We start from the raw sequence: 21,876 nt of genomic DNA on the forward strand, positions 1-21,876 counted from the left end.
GGGATTCCGTATTGAACCGGAATCCCCGAAAAGGCGGGATCACTAAGAGAGACCGCTGCCCGCCGCAGCGCACTGCAAATCAGGACTGTTTCATGGCCTGAACAAAAAATTCATCACTGTACGCCTGTGCGAAATGGAAGGATGCCATCCGCTCCGCCAGGCGGAAAAAGGCTTCCACTTCCTGTGCATTGAGGATTTTCCGGTCACGGATGCGTGTTTCCAGCTCAGCCAGTGCGTTACGGGATAAGCGGGTGACCTCAGGCAGATCAAAACCGGTCAGCACGCCGTTTTGTTTGCGGATCACCCCATCGGCTAACACGGTATCGATATCACCGGCATGCGTCATCTGTACCACACTGCCTGCGGCGTGGACCGGTGCCACAAAACCGTCTCTGTGGCGGATAATAATGATGTCCACTTTTTTCCCGGCAACCAGCGAGCCGATCTCGTTTTCCAGTCCCAGCACCTGTGCCGCGCCGAGGGTTGCCCAGCGCAGGGCTTCACGGATGGTCGGGGTAATTTCAAACGGCATGGTATCGCGCTGATGTACTTTTTCATTCGCCAGCGCACGTTCAATCTGCAGCGCCATATTCATCTGGGTGAACAGGTCATCCGTTGTCACACCGATGAAATCGGTTCCCAGTGCGAACGGAATACCGAGTTCCGCACACGGCTGATAAGGCAGGAAGCCCATCCCCATCTGTAACTCACTGGATGGTGTGCTCGCCACATGACCGCCGCTTTTGGCGATCAGCTTCCAGTCTTCGCCGGTCAGTCCGTTACTGTGAGCGTGGATATGTCCCGGCAGTAATAAGCCGTGATCGTCCAGTTCACGCAGGCCGCGCAGCAGAACTGAGGTTTTGGCTGCGCCTGTATGGGAAGCGTGTTTCAGACCGAGTTTATCCGCCAGACGGATTTGTTTTGCCGATTCGGCAAACGGTACCGTACCGGGATCGGAAATCAGCATACCGGGCGCCAGCCGATCCTGGCCGCGGAACAGCGTTTCGGAAATCTCGCGGGCACAGTCACGCCGTGCATCCATGGACGCAAAACCGGCGGGTTTAAAATCATAGACCTGCATACCGTAGCCGTAGATACCACGGATGCCGCTGGCTTTCATCGCCGCAATCGCATTTGCTGCATGTTCCGGTGAGTTAACGCAGTCATTCACTTCATAAACGGTAGTTGTACCGGCATTCAGGGCACTGATATTGCCGTTCAGAACAGCGGCATACATATTGTCTGCCGTCATCATTGCGCCGGATGCATGGAAGGTATTGATAAGAAATGCCGGTAACGACTCTTCCGCCGAGACACCACGAAACAGCGCCATCCAGTTGTGGCGGTGCGCGTCGATCATACCGGGGGTGACAATCGCCCCTTGTGCATCAATCACCTGCGCATCAGTGTGGTGATCAAATGCCTGTATATCAGTACTGATTGCACTGATCCGGTTGCCTTCGATCAGTATCGCGCCGTTGATAATATCGCCGGTGGCATCATCCATTGTGATGATTGTGCCGCCGCGAATGATTTTTTTATTGTTTTCCATGCTGGCCTCTCTGGTTGATATCAAAAATGTACTTATCAGTACATTACAATCTGATTATAAAATCAACCTGTAAATCGGCAGCATAAAATCCATCTTATTTTCCGGGAAAAGGGGACGTTTATTCTCCGAACCGGAATAAAAAAGAAAATAATTCTTATTTTTCAGCAAAGTATCCCGTGATTTCTGACAGACAAAAATACGAAATCTGTACTTTTTTTCCTCATTTTTTATGTCTCTCTCTCATAAAAACTCAGCACAAAACATCAACAAAGCGTAAAACAAAGGTCTTAAGCACTGAGATTATCGCTGCGAAAGGTCACCTCTGAAGAAAAATAATCCTGACAACCCGTTGTTATTTCAGCTGTTATCTTTATATGCTTATGAATTAATTTAATTAATTGATAAAGTTTTCCCTATAGTTTCCGATAACCAGTCATTTACTGAGTATCCGGAGGAATGATGTTTCTGCGCAGCATTAAAATCACTACGAAACTTTTCGTGGCTTTTGGCTTTTCCATTCTGCTGATGATTATCAGTGCCACACTGTCAGTTATCAGTCTGAACAACGCCAATGACGGCATCCGCGATATCCTGGACGAGGACTATCCTGTCACAGTAAAAGCAAACTTACTGATTGATTATTTTCATGATTTTGTCGGTATCCAACAGCTTTTACTGCTGGATGATAAGAACCCTCAGATACGTCAGCTGGCTGCCGGTGCCTCCGAAACCAGTAAAAAAATCACCCTGATTCTGGATGAATTTAATGAGACGCTGAAGGATGAGGCATCTCAGAACATCCTGAAAGAAATCCGCGAGGTTCGTCAGAAATACCTTACTTCTCAGCGCCGCATGGTTCAGTTCTCGCAAAACGGAGATGAAGCCGCCGCAATCAATGAGATGGTGAATACCACCGCCGGTATCCAGCGCGCTTACCGTGATAATGTGATGCAGTTAATCGCCATTCAGGATGCGCATATGAAAGAAGCGGGAAATCAGGTGGAGAGTAATTTTAAAACCAACCGTCTCCTGCTGATCACCCTGACCATCATCAGTGCCATCGTCAGTGCCGTACTGGCACAGATTATTGTACGCAGTATCACCCGTCCGCTGGACAAAGCTGTCACGCTTGCCCGCGCCATTGCACAGGGCGATCTGACACAGCAGATCAATGTCACGCATCATGATGAAACCGGCGTGCTGCTCAATGCGCTGGCTGAAATGCAGGTGCATTTGCAGGATATCGTGACCGAAGTGAAAAACGGCGCGGTCAGCCTGTCTGCCACCGCAGAGCAGATTGTTGCCGGTAACCAGAACCTGGCTGCCCGTACGGAAGAACAGGCCGCGTCTGTGGAAGAAACGGCGGCCTCCATGGAGCAGATCACCGCAACGGTGAAAAACACCGCAGCCAATACCCTTAAGGCAACCACGCTGTCGGCAGATACCGCCGGGGTGGTGAAACACAACGGTGAGATGATGGAGCAGGTGACGGATAAAATCCGCACGATCAACACCACCGCCACCCGGATGTCAGACATTATCAATCTGATTGATTCTATAGCGTTCCAGACCAATATTCTGGCGCTGAATGCCGCCGTGGAAGCCGCCAGAGCCGGTGAGCACGGGCGCGGTTTTGCGGTGGTCGCCGGTGAGGTCCGTCTGCTGGCGCAGCGCAGCGCCGATTCTGCCGGTGAGATCCGCACACTGATTGAAAACTCGGCCAGTCAGACCCGCGAGGGATTGCAGCTGGTGGAGGAAGCGGCTGAATCACTGCGCGGTATTATCAGCAATGTCAGCCAGATGGATGATTTACTCCATGAAATCGGCTACGCCAGCCATGAACAGACTGACGGCATCACCCAGATCAACAGCGCTATCGGACTGATTGATTCCGCCACCCAGCAGAATGCCACCCTGGTGGAACAGTCTGTTGCCGCTGCCTCTTCCCTGAATGAGCAGGCCGGTACACTCAATGAGATGGTTGGGGTCTTTCAGCTCACCGGAACGCCGTCTTAATAATGTACAGTGATAACGGGCATCACTGCCCGTTATCACTGTTCCGGACGGCTGTCAGAGAAAACCGTACATCGCGGAAAAGAACCAGCCGCACACGCAGGAAACCCCGACACCAATCAGTCCCGGCGCAATAAAGCTGTGGTTAATCACAAAACGGCCGATTTTGGTGGTACCTGAGCGGTCGAACTGGATAGCAGCCAGGTCACTCGGGTAGGTCGGCAGAATATAGTAACCGTAACAGGCCGGTGCGGATGCCACGATATAAGCCGGATTCACCCCGATAGCCAGCGCCAGCGGAACCACTGCCGCCAGAGCCGCCGCCTGCGAGTTAACAAACTTGGACACCAGCAGCAGCACCACGGCATACGCCCACGGATATTCTTTGACCAGCGATCCCAGTACACTTTCAATCTGCTCAAGGTGAGCACCGAACATGGTTTCCGCCATCCACGCGATACCGTAAACCGCCACAATCGCGATCATCCCCGAGCGGAACACTTCATTTTTCGAAATGGATGCCGGTTTGGTATCGGTAAAGATGATAATTAATGCCCCGGCCAGCAGCATAAAGATCTGAATCACCAGAACCATCGACAGCGGTTTGCCGTCAAAGACCGGCCGCAGCCACGGAAAGGCTCCCAGTGATGCCACTACCGCGATAGAGGCCAGAAAGATCCACATTGCCAGCCAGTTACTGGCGGGTAATTTTTTATTGAGCAGCGTGGCGGTATCGCCGTAGACGTATTTCCGGTTTTCCGGTTTTGCGATAAACGCCTGAAATTCAGGATCCTTATCCAAATCTTTGCCGCGATACCAGCTGAAGATACCGATACACAGAATCCCGATCAGGGTGGACGGAATGGTGATCGCCAGCAGGTCAACAAAACCCAGATGTTTGCCGTTGATGGTCACATCCCCCAGCATTGCGACCAGAGAGACCACCGCAACCGACACCGGGCTGGCGATTATCCCCATCTGGGAACCGATTGTACTGGCTGCCATCGGCCTTTCCGGACGGATATTATTTTTAATCGCGACATCATAGATGATAGGTAAGATGGTGTAGACGACATGACCGGTGCCGCACAGAATGGTCAGCAGACAGGTCACAAACGGTGCCACAATCGAGACATATTTCGGATTACGGCGCAGCAGACGCTCTGCTATCTGCAGCATCACATCCAGTCCCCCGGAAGCCTGCAGAGTGGCCGACGCCGCCACGACCGCAATAATCACCAGCATCACATCCACCGGCGGCTTTCCGGGCTTTAAGTGGAAGACAAAAACCAGCAGCACCAGGCCTATCCCGCCCAGCAACCCCAGGGCAATCCCGCCTTTGCGCGCCCCGTAAAACAGACAAATCAATACCACGACAAGCTGGATAGCAAAATCCATAACTAACTCCTTTTAGGTACTTAAAAATCCGTGGGTCTGTATCACCTGGTTTCACTATAAAGCGCACAAAATAACAATTTTTTGATGTAAACAGTAAAAACGGCCGGAAAACAGAACAGTTTTTCTATAACAGTGACGGAGGTAAAAAAACAGCCGGAGGGGTATTCAGGGTACGGAGACAAACCGGTAACCGATACCGGTTTCAGTGATGAAATGCTGAGGACGGGCAGGATCTGTTTCCAGCTTCTGGCGCAGATGCCCCATGTAAATACGCAGGTAGTGAGCGTGTTCGACGGCGTTCGGTCCCCACACCTCATTGAGCAGCTGCCGCTGGGTCAGCACTTTGCCGCTGTGGCCGATAAGAATGGTCAGCAGACGGAATTCAATCGGCGTGAGATGCACTTCCTCACCGCCTTTACTGACCTGACGCACGGCAATATCCACACAGATATCCCCGAACGCATAGACAGGATCGTTCTTTTCACTGCCGGGATAGCGGCGCATCAGCACCCGCAGCCGCGCCTGTAACTCCCCGACACCAAAGGGTTTGGTCATGTAGTCATCCGCGCCGGCATCCAGGGCGGCGATTTTATCGTGTTCACTGTCACGGGCGGACAGTACCAGCACCGGCACGGAACTCCACTGGCGGAATTCCTGTACAAAGGTGATGCCGTCACCGTCCGGCAGCCCAAGGTCGAGGATCACCAGGTCCGGTTTGCGGGTCGCGGCTTCCACCAGCCCGCGCGCCAGGTCTTCCGCTTCAAACACACGCACGGAATCCCCTTCCAGCGCGGTGCGCAGAAGGCGGCGGATCCCTTTTTCATCTTCAACAATCAGTACAGTGGTCACAGCAGGTTATCATCTTCATCAATCACGGGCGGATCTTCACAGGGTAGACGGATATGGAAGCTTGCGCCACCCCCGTCACGGTTTCCGGCTAAAATAGTGCCGCCGTGCACTTCGGCAATCGCCCGGCAGATCGCCAGCCCGAGGCCGATCCCCGGAATGGCGGATTCTTTCTGACCGCGCGAAAATTTCTCAAATATCAGTGCTTCCTGTCCGGCCGGGATACCCGGTCCGTTATCCCACACTTCAATATCAATCATATTGTCCGACAACCGCGAGCGGATGCCGATCTGCGCCTGCGGCCCGGCGTATTTTATCGCGTTTTCCAGCAGATTGATCAACACCCGTTCAAACAGCGGGCCGTCAGCACAAATCAGCTGCATCGGATCATTGAGGTCAATCTGTACCGAATCGGTGTCAAAACGCGGTTTCAGCATTTGCAGGGCACTGCCGATCACCTCTTCCAGCGGCAGCCACTCTTTATTGAGATTAAAGCCGCCGGACTGGATCCGCGCCATATCCAGCAGGTTATTGACCAGCCGCGTGGTGCTGAGGATGTGCTGGCGGATCTCATTGGCCTGCGCGGCATACGGTGAACCTTCGCTGGTCAGATCCAGCGTCAGGATCTCCGCCTGACCAAACAGTACGGTCAGCGGTGTGCGCAGATCATGAGACAGCGCCGCCAGCAGTGAGTTACGCACCTGCTCACGTTCACTGACCAGCCGCGACTGCGCCTCGCGTTCTGTCAGGGTGCGGCGCTCCAGTGCCCCCGCTGCCAGCAGGATCAGGGTTTCCAGCAGCCGCTGCTGTTCGGGGATCAGCAGCTGACGGCGGTTATACGGCTCCACAATCACCACGCCGTAGACTTTTTCTGTCGTGCAGACCGGCAGGATCTGATACGGCACACCGGGCAGTGTGCCGGTACCGAACCCGGCGGGCTGGCCTTTGTCATAACTCCAGCGGATGATGGCATCGTCACGGCCGTTATCGGCTGTGCCGCCGCCGGCAGGGATCAGATTACCCTGTTCATCCGGCAGCAGCATTTCACAGCGGGCATGCAGGCTGTGGCCGATAAAGTGGCAGCTGACCGAGGCGATATCATCACACTCCCGCGCCACCGCCAGGGCTTTCGACATTTCATAGAGATGCCAGGTGCGCTGTTCGCGGTAACGCGCCACCCGCGCCTGATAACGGACACCGGCGGTCAGGCTGCCGATCACCAGCCCGACCGTCATCATCACGGCGAAGGTGAGCAGATACTGCATATCCGAGACAGCCAGGGTGCCTTTCGGGTTGATAAGAAAGATGTCAAAGCTGATAACGTTAATAATGGTGGCAAACACAGAGGGCCAGCGCCCGTAGAACCGCGCCACCACCACCACACCCAGGATATAGAGCATCACCAGGTTGGCGTTATCAAAGGCCATCAGCCAGTGGTGCGCCATCAGGGTGGTGACAGCACAAATCAGTGCCGCGACAACACAACCCTGCAAATCGGTTTTGTGTTTATCCAGAAATGGCCGGTTATCGCTGAATTTTTCGCGGCTTTCCGGCTGCCGGTCCTGCGGGGCTATCATCACTACATCCAGATCAGCGGCACTGCGGCTGAGCTGTTCCTGTAATTTGTCGCGCCGCCACCAGGATGTCCGCTCATGGCGGGCAATCATAATTTTGCCGAGGTTATTTTCCCGCGCATAGCGGATCACCGCACGGCTCTCTTCCGGCTCTGCCAGCGTTGCCGTGGTCGCGCCCAGCTGCTGTGCCAGCGACAGGGTGGTGAGGAGGGTACGCCGCTGCGGGGACGGCAGTTTATGCCGTGCAGGCGTTTCAACAAAAATTGCATGCCAGTCACTGCCGAGCCGTGCCGCCAGCCGGGCGGCGGCACGCACCAGTTTTTCATTGCCGCCGTCCGGACGCAGACAGACCAGTATCGCATCGCGGGTGTGCCAGACTTTTTCCTGACCTTTCCGTTCCCGCCAGGCGCGCATCTGCTCATCGACACGGTCAGTGGTCCGCCGCAGCGCCAGTTCACGCAGTGCCAGCAGATTGCCTTTGCGGAAAAAGTGTTCGATTGCCCGCTCTGCCTGAGCCGGGAGATACACTTTACCCTCGCGCAGTCTGCCGAGCAGGTCGTCCGGGGTTAAATCCACCAGCACGATTTCATCGGCGGCATCAAACACCGGGTCCGGCACCGTTTCCCGCACACGAACACCGGTCACGCCGCCGACAATGTCATTCAGGCTTTCCAGGTGCTGCACATTGATGGTGGTGAGGACATCGATCCCGGCATTGAGCAGCTCTTCCACATCCTGCCAGCGTTTCGGGTGGCGGGCGCCGGGGATATTGGTGTGCGCCAGTTCATCCATCAGGATCACCGCCGGATGCAATGCCAGTGCGCGATCGAGATCAAACCCCGCCACCTGCCGTCCCCGGTAGTTGTGCTTTTTCAGCGGCAGAATGCGCAGCCCTTCCAGCAAGGCAGCGGTTTCACTGCGGCCGTGGGTTTCCACCACCCCGGCCAGCACATCAATGCCCTGTTCACGCAGCCGCTGCGCCTCCTTAAGCATGGCGTAGGTTTTCCCGACCCCCGCACAGGCACCGAAGAAGATCTTCAGTTTTCCGCGCGGGCGCTCTGTGACCTGTGCCAGTAACTGGTCAGGATCGGGACGCAGTGGCTCTTCATACATAATGCTGTCCTTCCGTTAATTCAGGCTGGTTTTGTCCGCCGCATGTGCATCCAGCGCCAGGTTCAGTGCCAGCACATTCACGACAGGCACACCGGTAAACGCAGGCACCGGAGTGGTGATATATTCGCGGATCAGTTTTTCCACCTCAGCCTGTGTCATATTACGCGCTTTGGCAACACGCGGTGCCTGCCAGTAAGCGGCCTCCGGAGAGATATCCGGGTCCAGCCCGCTGGCAGAGGCGGTCACCAGGTCAACCGGCACCGGACGGGATGCGTCCGGGTTTTCCGCCCTTAATGTCTCCGCCCGCTGCGCCACCCGCTGTAACAGTTCAGGGTTGCCGGTGCTCAGATTGCTGCCGCCGGAGCTCAGTGCGTTATACGGATACTCCGCCGTTTCTGACGGGCGTCCGTGAAAATAGCCGGGCTGTGTGAACTGCTGACCGATCAGCGCCGAGCCTTTGACTTCATTATTCACTTCAATCAGTGAGCCGCCGGCCTGACGGGCAAACCACCACTCCCCGAGTGAGGTGGTCAGCAGAGGATAAAATACCCCTGTTACCAGTGCCAGAACCAGAAATATTATGATTGCGGGACGTATCTGACTCATTGTTTATCCTTATACTAACCCTGTCAGGGTCAGTAACATATCGATCAATTTTATACCGATAAACGGCACAACCAGGCCGCCCAGTCCGTAGATCCACAGATTACGGCGTAACATCTGTGCGGCACTCAGGGCGTGATACGGCACCCCTTTCAGCGCCAGCGGGATCAGAAAGACAATAATCAGGGCATTGAAGATAACCGCACTTAACATGGCGGAATCCGGTGAGTGCAGGCGCATGATATTAAGCGCATCCAGCTGCGGATAAGTCACCGCAAACGCCGCCGGGATAATGGCAAAATACTTGGCGATATCATTGGAGATACTGAACGTGGTCAGCGAACCGCGTGTCATCAGCATCTGTTTGCCGATATGCACCACCTCAATCAGCTTGGTCGGGTTGGAGTCCAGATCGACCATATTTCCCGCCTCTTTCGCTGCCTGGGTACCCGAGTTCATGGCAACCGCAACATCCGCCTGTGCCAGAGCCGGGGCATCATTGGTGCCGTCGCCGGTCATTGCCACCAGCCGCCCTTCTTTCTGGTACTGACGGATCAGCGCCAGTTTGGCTTCCGGGGTCGCTTCCGCGAGGAAATCATCCACCCCGGCTTCGGCGGCAATCGCCGCAGCTGTCAGCCGGTTATCCCCTGTGATCATCACCGTTTTGATCCCCATCTGACGCAGCTGTGCAAAGCGTTCGCGGATCCCGCCTTTTACGATGTCTTTCAGGGCGATCACGCCGAGCACACGGTGCTCTTCCGCCACCACCAGCGGGGTACCGCCGCTGCGTGCAACCTCTTCCACCAGTTTGTCGACCTGTGCCGGGAAGTGGCCGTGGTTGGCCTCAATATAGCGGCGGATAGCATCAACTGAACCTTTGCGGATAGTGCGTCCGTCCACATTGATGCCGCTCATGCGGGTCTGGGCGGTAAACGGAATAAAGGTGGCATTCAGGCTTTCCAGATTGCGTGCCCGCAGGCTGAAACGCTGTTTTGCCAGCACGACGATACTGCGCCCTTCCGGGGTTTCATCCGCCAGTGATGACAGCTGTGCCGCATCCGCCAGGGTTTTTTCATCCACACCGGGTGCGGCGAGGAAAGCAGAAGCCTGGCGGTTGCCCAGCGTGATAGTGCCGGTTTTGTCCAGCAGCAGCACATCCACATCCCCGGCAGCTTCCACCGCCCGGCCGCTGGTGGCGATCACGTTGGCAGCCAGCATGCGGCTCATCCCTGCCACACCAATGGCGGAGAGCAGGCCGCTGATGGTGGTCGGGATCAGACAGACCAGCAGGGCGATCATGACCGTCAGAGTGACCGGATGACCGGTATAGGCGGTAAACGGCCAGAGTGTCGCCACAGCCAGCAGGAACACAATACTCAGGGCAGCCAGCAGGATGGTCAGGGCAATCTCGTTCGGCGTTTTGCTGCGTTTCGCACCTTCGACCATGCTGATCATGCGGTCAAGGAAGCTGTCGCCCGGGTTGGCACTGCACTCAATAATCAGCCAGTCGGACAGAATGCGGGTCCCGCCGGTAACAGAGGCAAAATCGCCGCCGGATTCGCGGATCACCGGGGCGGATTCCCCGGTAATAGCGCTCTCATCCACGGATGCACCGCCTTCCAGCACGGTACCGTCACACGGGATCAGATCGCCCGCTTCCACCAGCACCCAATCCCCTTTGCGCAGGGTGTCGGCAGAGACCATATCAAAGCCGCTGTCGCGCTGTGCCGCATGCAGACGCCGTGCGCGGCTGGTTTTTTTCATCCCTTTCAGGCTGTCGGCCTGCGCTTTGCTGCGCCCCTCCGCCAGCGCTTCGGCAAAGTTGGCAAACAGCACGGTAAACCACAACCACAGGGCAACAGTGAGGGTAAACCCGCCGTTACCGCTGATAAATCCGCTGAGTATCCCGGCGGCCAGCAGTGTGGTCAGCAGGCTGCCGCACCAGACAATAAACATCACCGGATTCTGCCACTGCACCACCGGCGAAAGCTTGCGGAATGCATCCGGCAGTGCGCGGCGCACCAGTGCGGGTTCAAATAATCGCTGTGTCTGACGACTCATGGTGTTCTCCCGTCAATCACTTAAGTAAATCAAGAAATTCCGCCACCGGCCCCAGTGCCAGTGCAGGAACAAAGGTCAGTGCGCCGATCAGTAATATTGCGGCGATCAGCAGCCCGGTAAACAGCGGCCCGGTTGTCGGCAATGTGCCTGCACCGGCGGTCCGGATAGTTTTGCTGACCAGCGAACCTGCCAGCATCATCACCAGCGCAATCACCACAAAACGACCCGCAAGCATGCAGAATGCCAGCAGCAGGTTCCAGAACGGGGTGTTGGTGCTCAGTCCGGCAAAGGCACTGCCGTTATTGTTTGACGCGGATGAGAGGGCATACAGCACTTCACTGAAGCCGTGTGCGCCCGGATTGAGCATGGCACCGCGTCCGGCTTCCGTCATCATCGCCAGTGCCGTGCCGCCGAGAACCAGCGCCGGGGTGACCAGAATCGCCAGCGCGGTCAGTTTCATCTCCCGTACCTCAATTTTTTTGCTGAGGTATTCCGGCGTGCGGCCAATCATCAGTCCGGCGATAAAAACAGCGAGAAAGACAAACAGCATCATGCCGTAGAAACCGGCACCCACGCCGCCGAAAATCACTTCACCGATCTGCATCAGCCACAGCGGCACCAGGCCGCCCAGCGGAGTCAGGGAATCATGCATGCTGTTCACCGCACCGCAGGAGGCGGCGGTGGTCACGGCCACAAACAGCCCGGTGGCAAGGATACCGAAACGGCTCTCTTTCCCTTCCATATTGAAGGTGCTGTCAATCCCCATGCCCGCAAAGGCCGGATTACCGTGCGTTTCGCTCCACATTACCGCCACAGCGGCGGCGACAAAAACAATGGTCATTGCCGCCAGCAGCGCACGCCCCTGGCCCGGATTTCCGGCACAGCGCCCGAACGCAAAACAGAGAGCCGCCGGGATCAGGAAAATCGCCAGCATCTGCACAAAGTTGGTCAGCGCGGTCGGGTTTTCAAACGGATGCGCCGAGTTGGCACCGAAGAAACCGCCGCCGTTGGTACCGAGCAGTTTAATCGCTTCCTGGGAAGCGACCGGCCCCATCGGTAATACCTGCTGCACGCCTTCCGGGGTGATAATAGTCTGGTAGTCATGGAAGTTCTGAATAACGCCCTGCGAAATAAAGAACAGCGCAATAATCACAGAGAGTGGTAACAGTAACCACAGCGTGATGCGGGTCAGATCTGCCCACGCATTGCCGAGTGTCTGTACAGAGCGGCGGCACAGAGCGCGGATCAGGGCAAACGCCACGGCGATACCGGTGGCGGCAGACAGAAAGTTCTGTACTGTCAGCCCGGCCATCTGACTGAAATAGCTGACCGCGGATTCCCCGCTGTAAGACTGCCAGTTGGTGTTAGTGACAAAACTGACCGCCGTGTTCAGCGCCAGATCCCATGACATCCCCGGGAAGTGACGCGGGTTGAGCGGTAAATCGGCCTGCAACATCAGGATCGCCGTCAGGAATATCAGTCCCAGCGCATTAAACAGCAGCAGCGCTGTCAGATATCCCTGCCAGCGCATCTCATCGCGGCCAATCCCCGCAAAGCGCCACAGCACACCTTCCACACGGCGCAGCACCGGCAGCGATGTGCCGTCAATAAAGCAGACCAGCAGGTTACTGAGCAGTTTTGCTGCAATCAGCAAAACAATCAGAAACCCGGCGATAAGTAAAAAAGCATTCGCGGCCATCAGAATTTCTCCGCTTTAATCAGGGCATAAAGGAGGTATGCCAGCAGCAGTAATGTACCGGCGATGCCTGCAATAAGAGCCAGACTCATAACTTGTCCTTACATGTGTGAGGTATTCATCATGAGTCTAGAAAAGCGGGTGCAAAGATGTCGCAAAATTCGGCGGGAAAGGTATAAAAAAAGTATAAAAATGCGGGTTTCCGTAAACCCGCCCTGTTATCACAAATCCAGATGGAAAAACTGATGATGTTCACCGGCCTGATAATCACCAAATGCTGTCCCCGGCAGAAAACCACAGCGGCGATACAATGCCAGCGCCGGTTCAAAATCCGGATGGCAGCCGGTCTCCAGACTCAGGCGGGTCATGCTGCCCTGTTTTGCCTGCGCAATAATATGCAGTAACAGTAATTTGCCCGCCCCTTTACCGCGAAAATCCGGATGAGCCCGCATCGATTTTATCTCACCCTGTGCGGCAGAAAGCTGTTTCAGCGCCCCGACAGCCGCGATACGCTCACCGTCCCACACACTCCAGACACGGATGTTATCTGCCCGCAGACCACTTTGATCCAGGGCATAAACATGCTCCTGCGGCGTATTCTGTGCCATTCCCTGTAAATGCAGGACAATCAGCGCCCCGGTTTGCGGTGAGGATAAATCATCCGCTTTTATTACAAAATCGTACTCAGTCATAAATGCCTCATATAGCTATAAACGGTAAAAAATCCGGTTTTTTGTCTGCAATAATGACTGCAATAATCATTCCATTTTTTCTGTCTGCCTTTTCCGCCGGTTCCCGTTGCAGAAAAGCGCGTTTTGCACCATTGTGGTGCGCCATCAGCGGGCATCCGGGCCTGCCCGCTCTTTACATTGGTCATGATCACCAGGTTATGTCCGCAGGAAACTGATGCCATCATCAATAACAGGATGTGTAATGAAAACCGTCACCACCGCAGGACTCCTGCTTGCCGTACTGTTTACTGCCGCGCCGCTTCAGGCGAAACAGGCGGCAGTACAACATACCGAAGCCAGGGCACTGCGCGGTAATATTGCCGCACAGATAACACTGGCGGATGACTTCCGCGCACAGCAGGATATTGTGCAGGCCAAATACTGGTACCGGAAAGCCGCAGAACAAAATAACCCGTATGCCCAGAATGAGCTGGGAAAACTGCTCCTGCTCAATGATCAGTCTGTGAAGTCATTACAGGACGCCAAAGTCTGGTTTGAAAAAGCCGCAGTGCAGAAATATGCGCCGGGACAGGTAAATCTGGCCAATGTGTACCTTCATCTGGCCGATTTAAACAATCGTGACAACAAAGAGATGGTGCAGGCCCATTACTGGTTTGAACAGGCCGCCAGGCAGAATATGGCCGTTGCCCGGTATCAGCTGGGTATGATGTATTTATATGCCGAAGGGGTGGATCAGGATATCAGTAAAGCCAGAACCTGGTTCGAGAAAGCGGCAGCTCAGGAGCAGCCGGACGCGCTTTATCAGCTGGGTGTAATGTATTATCGCGGAAAAGGCTGTGAACGGAGTGATTGCGTCATTGCCCGGAATTTTTATGAGCGCGCGGCGCGGCAGTCACACGGCCCGGCTCAGTTTTATCTCGCCATGATGTCTCTTCAGGGGCACGGCACGCAGCAGGATTACGGCAAAGGTGTGGCGCTGATGAAAGCCGCCTGTGACAACGGCGAGCCTGAAGCCTGCCCGTGGGTAAAAAATCTGACAGAAAATGAGGATACATTCCGTCAGATTTTCTCCGGAAAACCGTAATCAGCCGCCCAGATAGGCGCTTCTGACCGCTTCATTCACCAGCAGTGCCGGACCGGTATCCTCCAGTACGACCCGCCCGTTTTCAAGCACATAACCTCTGTCTGCCAGTTTCAGCGCCTGGTTGGCATTCTGTTCGACCAGAAAGATAGTCATACCCGCATCACGCAGTTCACGGATGGTATCAAAAATCTGCATGATAATAATCGGTGCCAGCCCGAGGGACGGTTCATCCAGCAGTAACAGCCGGGGGCTGCTCATCAGCGCGCGGCCGATAGCCAGCATCTGCTGCTCACCACCGGACATCGTCCCCGCCCGCTGATGGCGGCGCTCCTGAAGACGCGGAAAGAGTTCATACACCTGCGCAATCCGTGCCTGGTATTGTGTTTTGGATGCAAAAAATCCGCCCATGGCCAGATTCTCTTCCACCGTCATCCGCCCGAACACGCGCCGTCCTTCCGGTACCAGTGCAATGTCTTTGCGCATGATCTGCGCCGTCGGCAGTGCCGTGATGTTCTCCCCGAGGTAGCGGATCTCACCGGTGGTCGCTCTCGGCTCCCCGCACAGTGTGCTGAGCAGTGTGGTTTTCCCCGCACCGTTCGCGCCGATCAGGGTAACAATTTCCCCTTTGCGCACCGACAGGCTGACGTCATGCAGCGCCTGAATTTTGCCATACTGCGCGGAGACATTATTAAATTCCAGCATCAGTATGCCTCCCCCAAATACGCGCGGATCACATCCGGATGGTTGCGGATCGCCTCCGGGCTGCCGCTTGCCAGCGGCGTTCCCTGGTTCACCACATAGATCCGGTCTGAAATTCCCATCACCAGTTTCATATCATGTTCGATCAGCAGAACAGAGACGCCGTGATCCGCCCGCAGTTCCGCGATCAGTGCATCCAGGTCGTCCGTTTCTTTCGGGTTCAGCCCGGCCGCCGGTTCATCCAGCATCAGAATATCCGGCCGGGTCACCATACAGCGTGCGATTTCCAGCCGCCGCTGCTGACCATACGCCAGATTACCTGCCTGCCGGTTTGCCAGTGCCGTCAGCCCGATTCTGTCCAGCCACATTACTGCGCGCTCCGTAGCTTCGCGCTGATCACGGCGGAATGAGGGCAGCGTCAGCAGCCCGGCGAGTAATCCGCTTTTATGATGCTGATGCTGCGCCACCAGCAGGTTTTCAATCACCGTCATTTCACGGAATAAACGCACATGCTGGAAGGTGCGGATCATACCGAGACGGGCGATAGCCTGTCCGGATAATCCCTGTACCGGTTTTCCGCGCAGCAGGATCTGCCCGTCCGCCGGTTTGTAGAAGCCGGTCAGGCAGTTGAAGATCGTGGTTTTTCCCGCACCGTTAGGGCCGATCAGAGAGACTATCTCTCCCCGGTTCAGCTCCAGCGATACATTGTTCACCGCCAGCAGGCCACCGAAACGCATGGTCAGGCCGGAGACCTGCAATAAGGTATCAGTCATCGCGCACCTCCGGTTTTTTCCGCATCCGTTGTGCTGACCTTCAGGTGCGGACGCGACACCGGCAGTAATCCCTGCGGCCGCCAGACCATCATCAGCACCATCAGCGCCCCGAGAAGGAGCATGCTGTAGGCATTCAGATCGCGCATCATTTCACGGGAAACCACCAGGATAACGGCTGCCAGAATCACCGAGGTTTGTGACCCCATACCGCCCAGCACCACCACTGCCAGCACAAACGCGGATTCCGTGAAGGTAAAGGATTCCGGGCTGATAAAACCCTGACGGGCGGCAAATAACGTACCCGCCACCCCGGCAAAGGCGGCACTGATAGTAAACGCCGTCAGTTTGATGCGTGTCGGGCTGAGCCCCAGCGAGCGGCAGGCGATTTCATCCTCACGCAGCGCTTCCCACGCCCGGCCCAGCGGCATTCTCAGTAACCGGCTGATAATAAACAGTGTTGCCAGTACCAGCAGCAATGCGACCAGATACAGGAAGATAATGCGATCGCCCGGGTCATACGCCAGGCCGAAGAAATTATGGAACGTATCCCAGCCGCCCTCTTTGGCGGTCCGGCTGAACTCCAGCCCGAACAACGTCGGTTTCGGGATCTGACTGATACCGTTCGGCCCGCCGGTAAATTCCGTATTATTCAGCAGCAGAATACGGACAATTTCCCCGAAGCCGAGTGTCACAATCGCCAGATAATCCCCGCGCAGCCGCAGTACCGGGAAACCAAGCAGTAAACCGGACAGCGCTGCGGCAATACCGGCCAGCGGCAGGCTCTGCCAGAATCCCCAGCCGAAATAGTAGTTCATCAGCCCGTAGGTGTACGCCCCGATGGCATAAAACCCGGCGTAGCCCAGCACCAGCAGGCCGGATAACCCGACCACCACATTCAGCCCGAGGCCGAGCATCACATAGATAAGGGTTAAGGTGGCGATATCCACACTGCCGCGCGACACCATAAACGGCCAGATAATGGCAGCGATAATAATCAGTCCGGCAATAATTTTCTGCGTGTTGGTGGAGCCGTCAAAACCCGGCAGGGAACCGCTGCTTTTCGGCAGACGCGCCGTCAGTTTTTTCAGTGACGGACGCACCAGCTGAAAGATAAAGACAATCACACAACCGGTGCCGATCCACTCCCAGCGGACGGCATCGGCGTTGCGGACAATCAGACGGGTGCCGTCGAGGGACAATTGCAGCCCCATCATCACGGAGGCCAGCACAAACAGCGTTGCGGTGGCAACAATGGCGTTGATCCAGTGAGATTTTGTCATACCTTTTCAACCTCCGGACGCCCGAGGATCCCGGTCGGCATCACCAGTAACACAAGGATAAGCAGGCCGAATGAAACCACATCCTTATATTCCGTACTGAAATAGGCGGAGGTCATGGCTTCTGATACGCCGAGGATCACCCCGCCGATCATCGCCCCCGGAATACTGCCGATCCCGCCGAGAACCGCAGCGGTAAAGGCTTTCATCCCGGCCATAAAGCCGACATACGGATTGATCACGCCGTAGAACTGCCCCAGCAGCACCCCGGCCACCGCCGCCATCGCCGCACCGATCACAAAGGTCAGTGCGATTACGCGATCGGTGTTAATCCCGAGTAAACCCGCCATTTTCAGATCTTCCGCACAGGCCCGGCAGGCGCGTCCCATCCGTGAGTAACGGATAAAAAGGGTCAGCGCCAGCATTGCCAGCACTGTCACCACCCAGATGGTGATCTGCATAGCGGAAACCGTGGCGGAGAAACCGCCGCTCTCCCCGAAGGTCCAGCGGCCGTTAATCAGCCCGGGCAGCGCGAGATCGCGGGAGCCCTGGGAAAGACTGACAAAGTTTTGCAGAAAAATGGACATCCCGATCGCCGAAATCAGGGCAATCAGCCGTTTTGAGTGGCGGACGGGCCGGTAGGCGACCCGTTCGATACTCCAGCCATAGGCACTGGCAATAATTATCGCTGTAATAAATGCAGCGGTAATTAACAGCCAGCCGACATCAATCCCCAGCATCATCAGCCCGGCAATTACAATAAACGAGACGTAACTGCCGATCATATACACTTCGCCGTGGGCAAAGTTAATCATGCCGATAATACCGTACACCATGGTGTAACCGATGGCGATCAGGGCATAGGTGCTTCCCAGCGTTAATCCGTTCAGCAATTGCTGTGTAAAATATAATAATTGTTCTGACATAGCGCACTCCCCTGAAACACACTGCCCGCATCAGTCACCACTGCGGATCAGTTCAGCGGTGATGAGGTTCCGTCTTTGTGCCATTCAAATACGCCGAACTCGAAACCTTTCAGATCCCCGTTTGGTGTCCAGCTCAGTTCGCCCATGACCGTTTCAACCGGCTTACCTTTCAGATCGGCGGCCAGATCCGCCGGTTCCATGCTGCCGCTGCGCTGCATTGCGGTGGTCAGCGACTGTAATGCGGCATAGGTTGTCCAGACAAACGGCCCTGTGGCATCCAGTTTCTTCGCCGCCAGGGCATCCACCACCGGTTTGTTGGCAGGAACCTGGTCGTAGCGTTTCGGCAACGTCACCAGCATGCCTTCGGAAGCGTCACCGGCAATGTTGGAGAGTGAGGAGTTACCCACCCCTTCCGGCCCCATAAAGCGGATATTCAGCCCTGCCTGTTTTGCCTGGCGTAAAATCTGCCCCATTTCCGGGTAGTAGCCGCCGAAATAGACAAAATCGACATTTTCTTTCTTCAGACGCGCCACCAGCGCGGAGAAATCTTTATCTCCCGCCGTCACCCCTTCAAACAGCACTTCTTTCACCCCGGCTTTGTTCAGATTGTCTTTCACGGAACGCGCCAGGCCTTCACCGTACTGCTGCTTGTCATGCACCACGGCAATGCGCTGCGATTTCACTTTTTCGAGAATATATTTTGCGGCAGTCGGGCCCTGATCAGAATCCAGACCGGTGGTACGCATGATCAGGCTGTAACCGCGCGTGGTTAAATCCGCATTAGTTGCCGCCGGGGTGATCATCAGGATCCCTTCGTCCTCATAAATATCTGACGCGGGTTGTGTGGAGGAGGAACAGAGGTGCCCGATCACATAACGCATGCCGTCATTAATCACTTTGTTAGCCACCGCCACCGCCTGTTTCGGGTCACAGGCGTCATCGTATTCGGTGATCACCAGTTTATTGCCGTTAATCCCGCCTTTGGCGTTGATATCCTCAATCGCCTGACGGGCGCCGGTAAACTCCATATCACCGTATTGTGCGACCGGCCCGGACATCGCCCCCACCACCGCAATTTTAATATCTTCAGCGTACGCCGCTGCACTTAATGCACAGGATACAGCCCCGGCAATGACGGCCATTTTCATTGTTTTTTTCATCAGAACATCCCCATCGGTTAGCTTTGCAGTGACCGGACGGTCAGCATGTGCGGTATTTTTAAAAATTCCCTTACAATGAGTCACATCACATTAATTAATGCTTTATTTTCAGTTCATTAAACAGGATTTTTATTCTGAAAAGCAAATCAGAAAAGGAGATTATTGCATCATTAACAGGATAATATCCGGTTGCAATCGGGTGTTTTTTCGGCAAAAAACAGTGTTATAAACTGGTTAATGATTCGTTAAGGATGACTTAATGCGGAAATTCATCACCGGAAAAATAGTTTTCCCCACTATTCCGATAGCAATTATCTCTCTTTGTTATTAGATTCATCCGGCGAAGTAGTAACCCGGGATCTGATTCAGTTTACTGATTGATTTGTCCGGATCCGGGTTTTCTGTTCACTTTGACTGATGGGATGGTCCGCGCCATGAATAAACTAACAGGCATGCTCCTGCTCACTTTTGCGCTGCCGCTGACTGCGGCGGCGGTAACCCCCGGTCAGTGCGATACTGCTGCTCAGGATATTAACCGGCAAAATACATTTATTATTACCGGCACGAAATATTACGGGCCGGTAAAATCAATCACCATCACGTCTTACCGCTCGATGGGGCTTATCCTGTGGGTGAAAGAAAAACTGCACTTCGGTCCGTGCGCTGACCTGACACAATATGATTATGAATACCGCGAAATGGCGATAGAAGAAGGCCAGGTACCGATTACACAAACCACGCAGATCATGCCGGAAAATCCGGATCAGGCGACCATCACCATCAGTAATGTGATCCCCGGCGATACCACACTGAGCACGCAGATTGATCAGCAATATACCCGTAATGCGGAAAACCGGATCGTCAGCCTGACAGAATCCTATAAAACAACACCGGATAACCAATCCTGGCAGTCAGAAACCCGCTACCGTTATCAGAATAACCGCCTGGTTTCGGAGAAAGAGACAGAGAACGGTGAAACACGGGTGACGGTTTATCATTATGACGCTGACGGGCTGCTGACTGATATTGAACAACCGAATGTGATGACGCAGGAATATACCTATAACGAACAGAATCAGGTCGTCAGCGTCACACAAAAACTGCCGACATTCTGGGGAAAAAGCACCTATTCCTATAACTGCTACCGATGGGATCAGTACGGAAACTGTGAATTGCAGACCATGATCAAAGCGATCCAGTTAGAAGGTTCCGCCACTATTCAGAGCAGCGGGATCACGCTGGAATCCCGCTACGAATATTACTGATTTATCCTATTTTCATCGCCAGTACCGCCGCGATATTGCGGGCAGCGACTTCAATATTGACCGCCGCCTGTGCCAGTGCCTCATCCAGAGAGCAAACCCGCGGGATCACAGAGAACACGGCATCAATACCGTGTTCATGCACAACGGCATAGTCGTCACTCATCCCGCCAACCAGCGCGATCACCGGAATTCCGCGCGCTTTTGCGGCTTTCGCCACACCCGCCGGGGTTTTTCCCTGAATCGTCTGGCTGTCCATCCGTCCTTCCCCGGTGATCACGAGGTCGGCGTCTTTCACCACCGCGTTAAGATCCAGTGTTTCGATCACCATCTCAATGCCCGGCTGCATCCGGGCATCAAGCCATGCCATCATCGGAACGCCCATGCCGCCTGCCGCTCCGGCGCCGGCGATATCACTCAGTGACTTACCGGTCAGGGATTCAATCACTTCCCCGTAGTGACGCAGCGCCGCATCCAGCTCACTGACTATCGCCGGTGTCGCGCCTTTCTGCGGCCCGAAGGTGGCAGATGCGCCTTTCGGTCCGCACAGCGGATTATTCACATCACAGGCCACCACAAACTCTGTCTCCGCCAGACGCGGATCCAGCCCGGATAAATCCGCAGAGGCCAGTTTTGCCAGCGCACTGCCGCCGAACGGCAGTGAGTTTCCCTGTTCATCACGGAATACCACGCCCAGCGCCTGCATCATCCCGGCACCGCCGTCATTGGTGGCGCTGCCGCCAATCCCGAGAATTATCTTTTCCGCGCCGTCATCCAGTGCCGCCAGGATGAGTTCCCCGGTACCGAAAGTGGTGGTCACACGCGGATCCCGCTGTGCAGGCGGCACCAGATGTAACCCGGAAGCGGCCGCCATTTCAATAATGGCGGTTTTACCGTCACCGGACAGCCCGTAAAACCCGGTCACTTTATTCCCCAGCGGTGCTGTAACCTCTGTTTCTTTCAGTGTTCCCTGTGTGGCTTCAATAATGGAGACCACTGTGCCCTCGCCGCCGTCCGCCATCGGCAGTTTGATGTACTGCGCATCCGGGAAAATGGTTCTGAATCCCGCTTCCGCAGCATCAGCGACCTGAAGGGCGGTCAGACTCTCTTTAAATGAATCCGGAGCAATCACTATTTTCATACTTAA

General features: G+C 55.2%; 18 protein-coding genes. 3 read left to right on the forward strand and 15 right to left on the reverse strand.

Translation table 11 applies throughout. The features are described from left to right. Positions 1-79: 79 nt before the first annotated feature. Entirely contained in the window at positions 80-1,552 is a 1,473-nt protein-coding gene (locus U868_RS0102280) for an amidohydrolase family protein (protein ID WP_025151874.1), read from the reverse strand. A gap of 459 nt (positions 1,553-2,011) precedes the next feature. Here U868_RS0102280 and U868_RS0102285 point away from each other — a divergent pair, with 459 nt between their 5' ends. Beyond that, the gene (locus tag U868_RS0102285) at positions 2,012-3,568 is read left to right on the forward strand and encodes a methyl-accepting chemotaxis protein (RefSeq protein WP_025151875.1); all 1,557 of its coding nucleotides are present in this window, start codon (positions 2,012-2,014) and stop codon (positions 3,566-3,568) included. Positions 3,569-3,622: 54 nt separating this feature from the next. Here U868_RS0102285 and U868_RS0102290 read toward each other — a convergent pair whose 3' ends face one another. From U868_RS0102290 to U868_RS0102325, 8 genes are all read right to left on the reverse strand, one after another. Next, positions 3,623-4,963, reverse strand: coding sequence for an anaerobic C4-dicarboxylate transporter (locus tag U868_RS0102290; RefSeq protein ID WP_025151876.1), 1,341 nt, complete (start codon positions 4,961-4,963; stop codon positions 3,623-3,625). Positions 4,964-5,128: 165 nt separating this feature from the next. Further along, positions 5,129-5,812, reverse strand: a complete 684-nt coding sequence (kdpE, locus tag U868_RS0102295; RefSeq protein WP_025151877.1) for a two-component system response regulator KdpE — start codon at positions 5,810-5,812, stop codon at positions 5,129-5,131. After that, positions 5,809-8,496 carry a two-component system sensor histidine kinase KdpD gene (gene kdpD, locus U868_RS0102300; RefSeq protein ID WP_025151878.1) on the reverse strand — a complete coding sequence of 896 codons (2,688 nt, stop codon included), beginning with the start codon at positions 8,494-8,496 and terminating at the stop codon, positions 5,809-5,811. Before kdpD ends, kdpE begins: the two co-directional genes overlap by 4 nt. Positions 8,497-8,511: 15 nt before the next feature. Next, positions 8,512-9,102: a potassium-transporting ATPase subunit KdpC gene (gene kdpC / locus U868_RS0102305; RefSeq protein WP_025151879.1), complete on the reverse strand. Its 591-nt coding sequence runs from the start codon at positions 9,100-9,102 to the stop codon at positions 8,512-8,514. A 9-nt stretch (positions 9,103-9,111) separates the two neighbouring features. After that, positions 9,112-11,160, reverse strand: a complete 2,049-nt coding sequence (kdpB, locus tag U868_RS0102310; RefSeq protein ID WP_025151880.1) for a potassium-transporting ATPase subunit KdpB — start codon at positions 11,158-11,160, stop codon at positions 9,112-9,114. 16 nt (positions 11,161-11,176) lie between these two features. After that, complete coding sequence (gene kdpA, locus U868_RS0102315) at positions 11,177-12,859, reverse strand: potassium-transporting ATPase subunit KdpA (protein ID WP_025151881.1); 1,683 nt, start codon at positions 12,857-12,859, stop codon at positions 11,177-11,179. Continuing rightward, on the reverse strand, positions 12,859-12,948 hold the full coding sequence (locus tag U868_RS24370) for a potassium-transporting ATPase subunit F (protein WP_071997682.1): 90 nt from the start codon (positions 12,946-12,948) through the stop codon (positions 12,859-12,861). The genes kdpA and U868_RS24370 overlap by 1 nt, the downstream gene beginning before the upstream one ends. 129 nt (positions 12,949-13,077) lie before the next feature. Further along, a complete protein-coding gene (locus tag U868_RS0102325) occupies positions 13,078-13,548 on the reverse strand; it encodes a GNAT family N-acetyltransferase (RefSeq protein WP_025151882.1) in 471 nt (156 codons plus the stop codon). A gap of 241 nt (positions 13,549-13,789) precedes the next feature. Here U868_RS0102325 and U868_RS0102335 point away from each other — a divergent pair, with 241 nt between their 5' ends. Continuing rightward, entirely contained in the window at positions 13,790-14,632 is an 843-nt protein-coding gene (locus tag U868_RS0102335) for a tetratricopeptide repeat protein (RefSeq protein WP_025151883.1), read from the forward strand. Here the strand turns inward: U868_RS0102335 and livF are convergent, their stop codons facing one another. Genes livF through U868_RS0102360 form a run of 5 tightly spaced genes read right to left on the reverse strand, consistent with a single transcriptional unit; the run spans position 14,633 to position 19,467 of the window. Continuing rightward, the gene (livF, locus tag U868_RS0102340; RefSeq protein WP_029990499.1) at positions 14,633-15,334 is read right to left on the reverse strand and encodes a high-affinity branched-chain amino acid ABC transporter ATP-binding protein LivF; all 702 of its coding nucleotides are present in this window, start codon (positions 15,332-15,334) and stop codon (positions 14,633-14,635) included. Next, complete coding sequence (livG, locus tag U868_RS0102345; protein WP_025151885.1) at positions 15,334-16,104, reverse strand: high-affinity branched-chain amino acid ABC transporter ATP-binding protein LivG; 771 nt, start codon at positions 16,102-16,104, stop codon at positions 15,334-15,336. The genes livF and livG overlap by 1 nt, the downstream gene beginning before the upstream one ends. Continuing rightward, positions 16,101-17,384: a high-affinity branched-chain amino acid ABC transporter permease LivM gene (locus tag U868_RS0102350; RefSeq protein WP_025151886.1), complete on the reverse strand. Its 1,284-nt coding sequence runs from the start codon at positions 17,382-17,384 to the stop codon at positions 16,101-16,103. Before U868_RS0102350 ends, livG begins: the two co-directional genes overlap by 4 nt. Then, complete coding sequence (gene livH / locus U868_RS0102355) at positions 17,381-18,307, reverse strand: high-affinity branched-chain amino acid ABC transporter permease LivH (RefSeq protein WP_025151887.1); 927 nt, start codon at positions 18,305-18,307, stop codon at positions 17,381-17,383. Before livH ends, U868_RS0102350 begins: the two co-directional genes overlap by 4 nt. Before the next feature lie 47 nt (positions 18,308-18,354). Continuing rightward, complete coding sequence (locus U868_RS0102360) at positions 18,355-19,467, reverse strand: branched-chain amino acid ABC transporter substrate-binding protein (protein ID WP_025151888.1); 1,113 nt, start codon at positions 19,465-19,467, stop codon at positions 18,355-18,357. 434 nt (positions 19,468-19,901) lie between these two features. Between U868_RS0102360 and U868_RS0102365 the strand changes: the two genes are divergently transcribed. Beyond that, positions 19,902-20,732, forward strand: a complete 831-nt coding sequence (locus tag U868_RS0102365; protein ID WP_162817199.1) for a hypothetical protein — start codon at positions 19,902-19,904, stop codon at positions 20,730-20,732. A gap of 1 nt (position 20,733) precedes the next feature. Here the strand turns inward: U868_RS0102365 and U868_RS0102370 are convergent, their stop codons facing one another. Next, complete coding sequence (locus U868_RS0102370; protein WP_025151890.1) at positions 20,734-21,870, reverse strand: glycerate kinase; 1,137 nt, start codon at positions 21,868-21,870, stop codon at positions 20,734-20,736. Positions 21,871-21,876: the final 6 nt, after the last annotated feature.

This window comes from Morganella morganii H1r, from assembly GCF_000633515.1.
Taxonomy (GTDB): domain Bacteria; phylum Pseudomonadota; class Gammaproteobacteria; order Enterobacterales; family Enterobacteriaceae; genus Morganella; species Morganella morganii_B.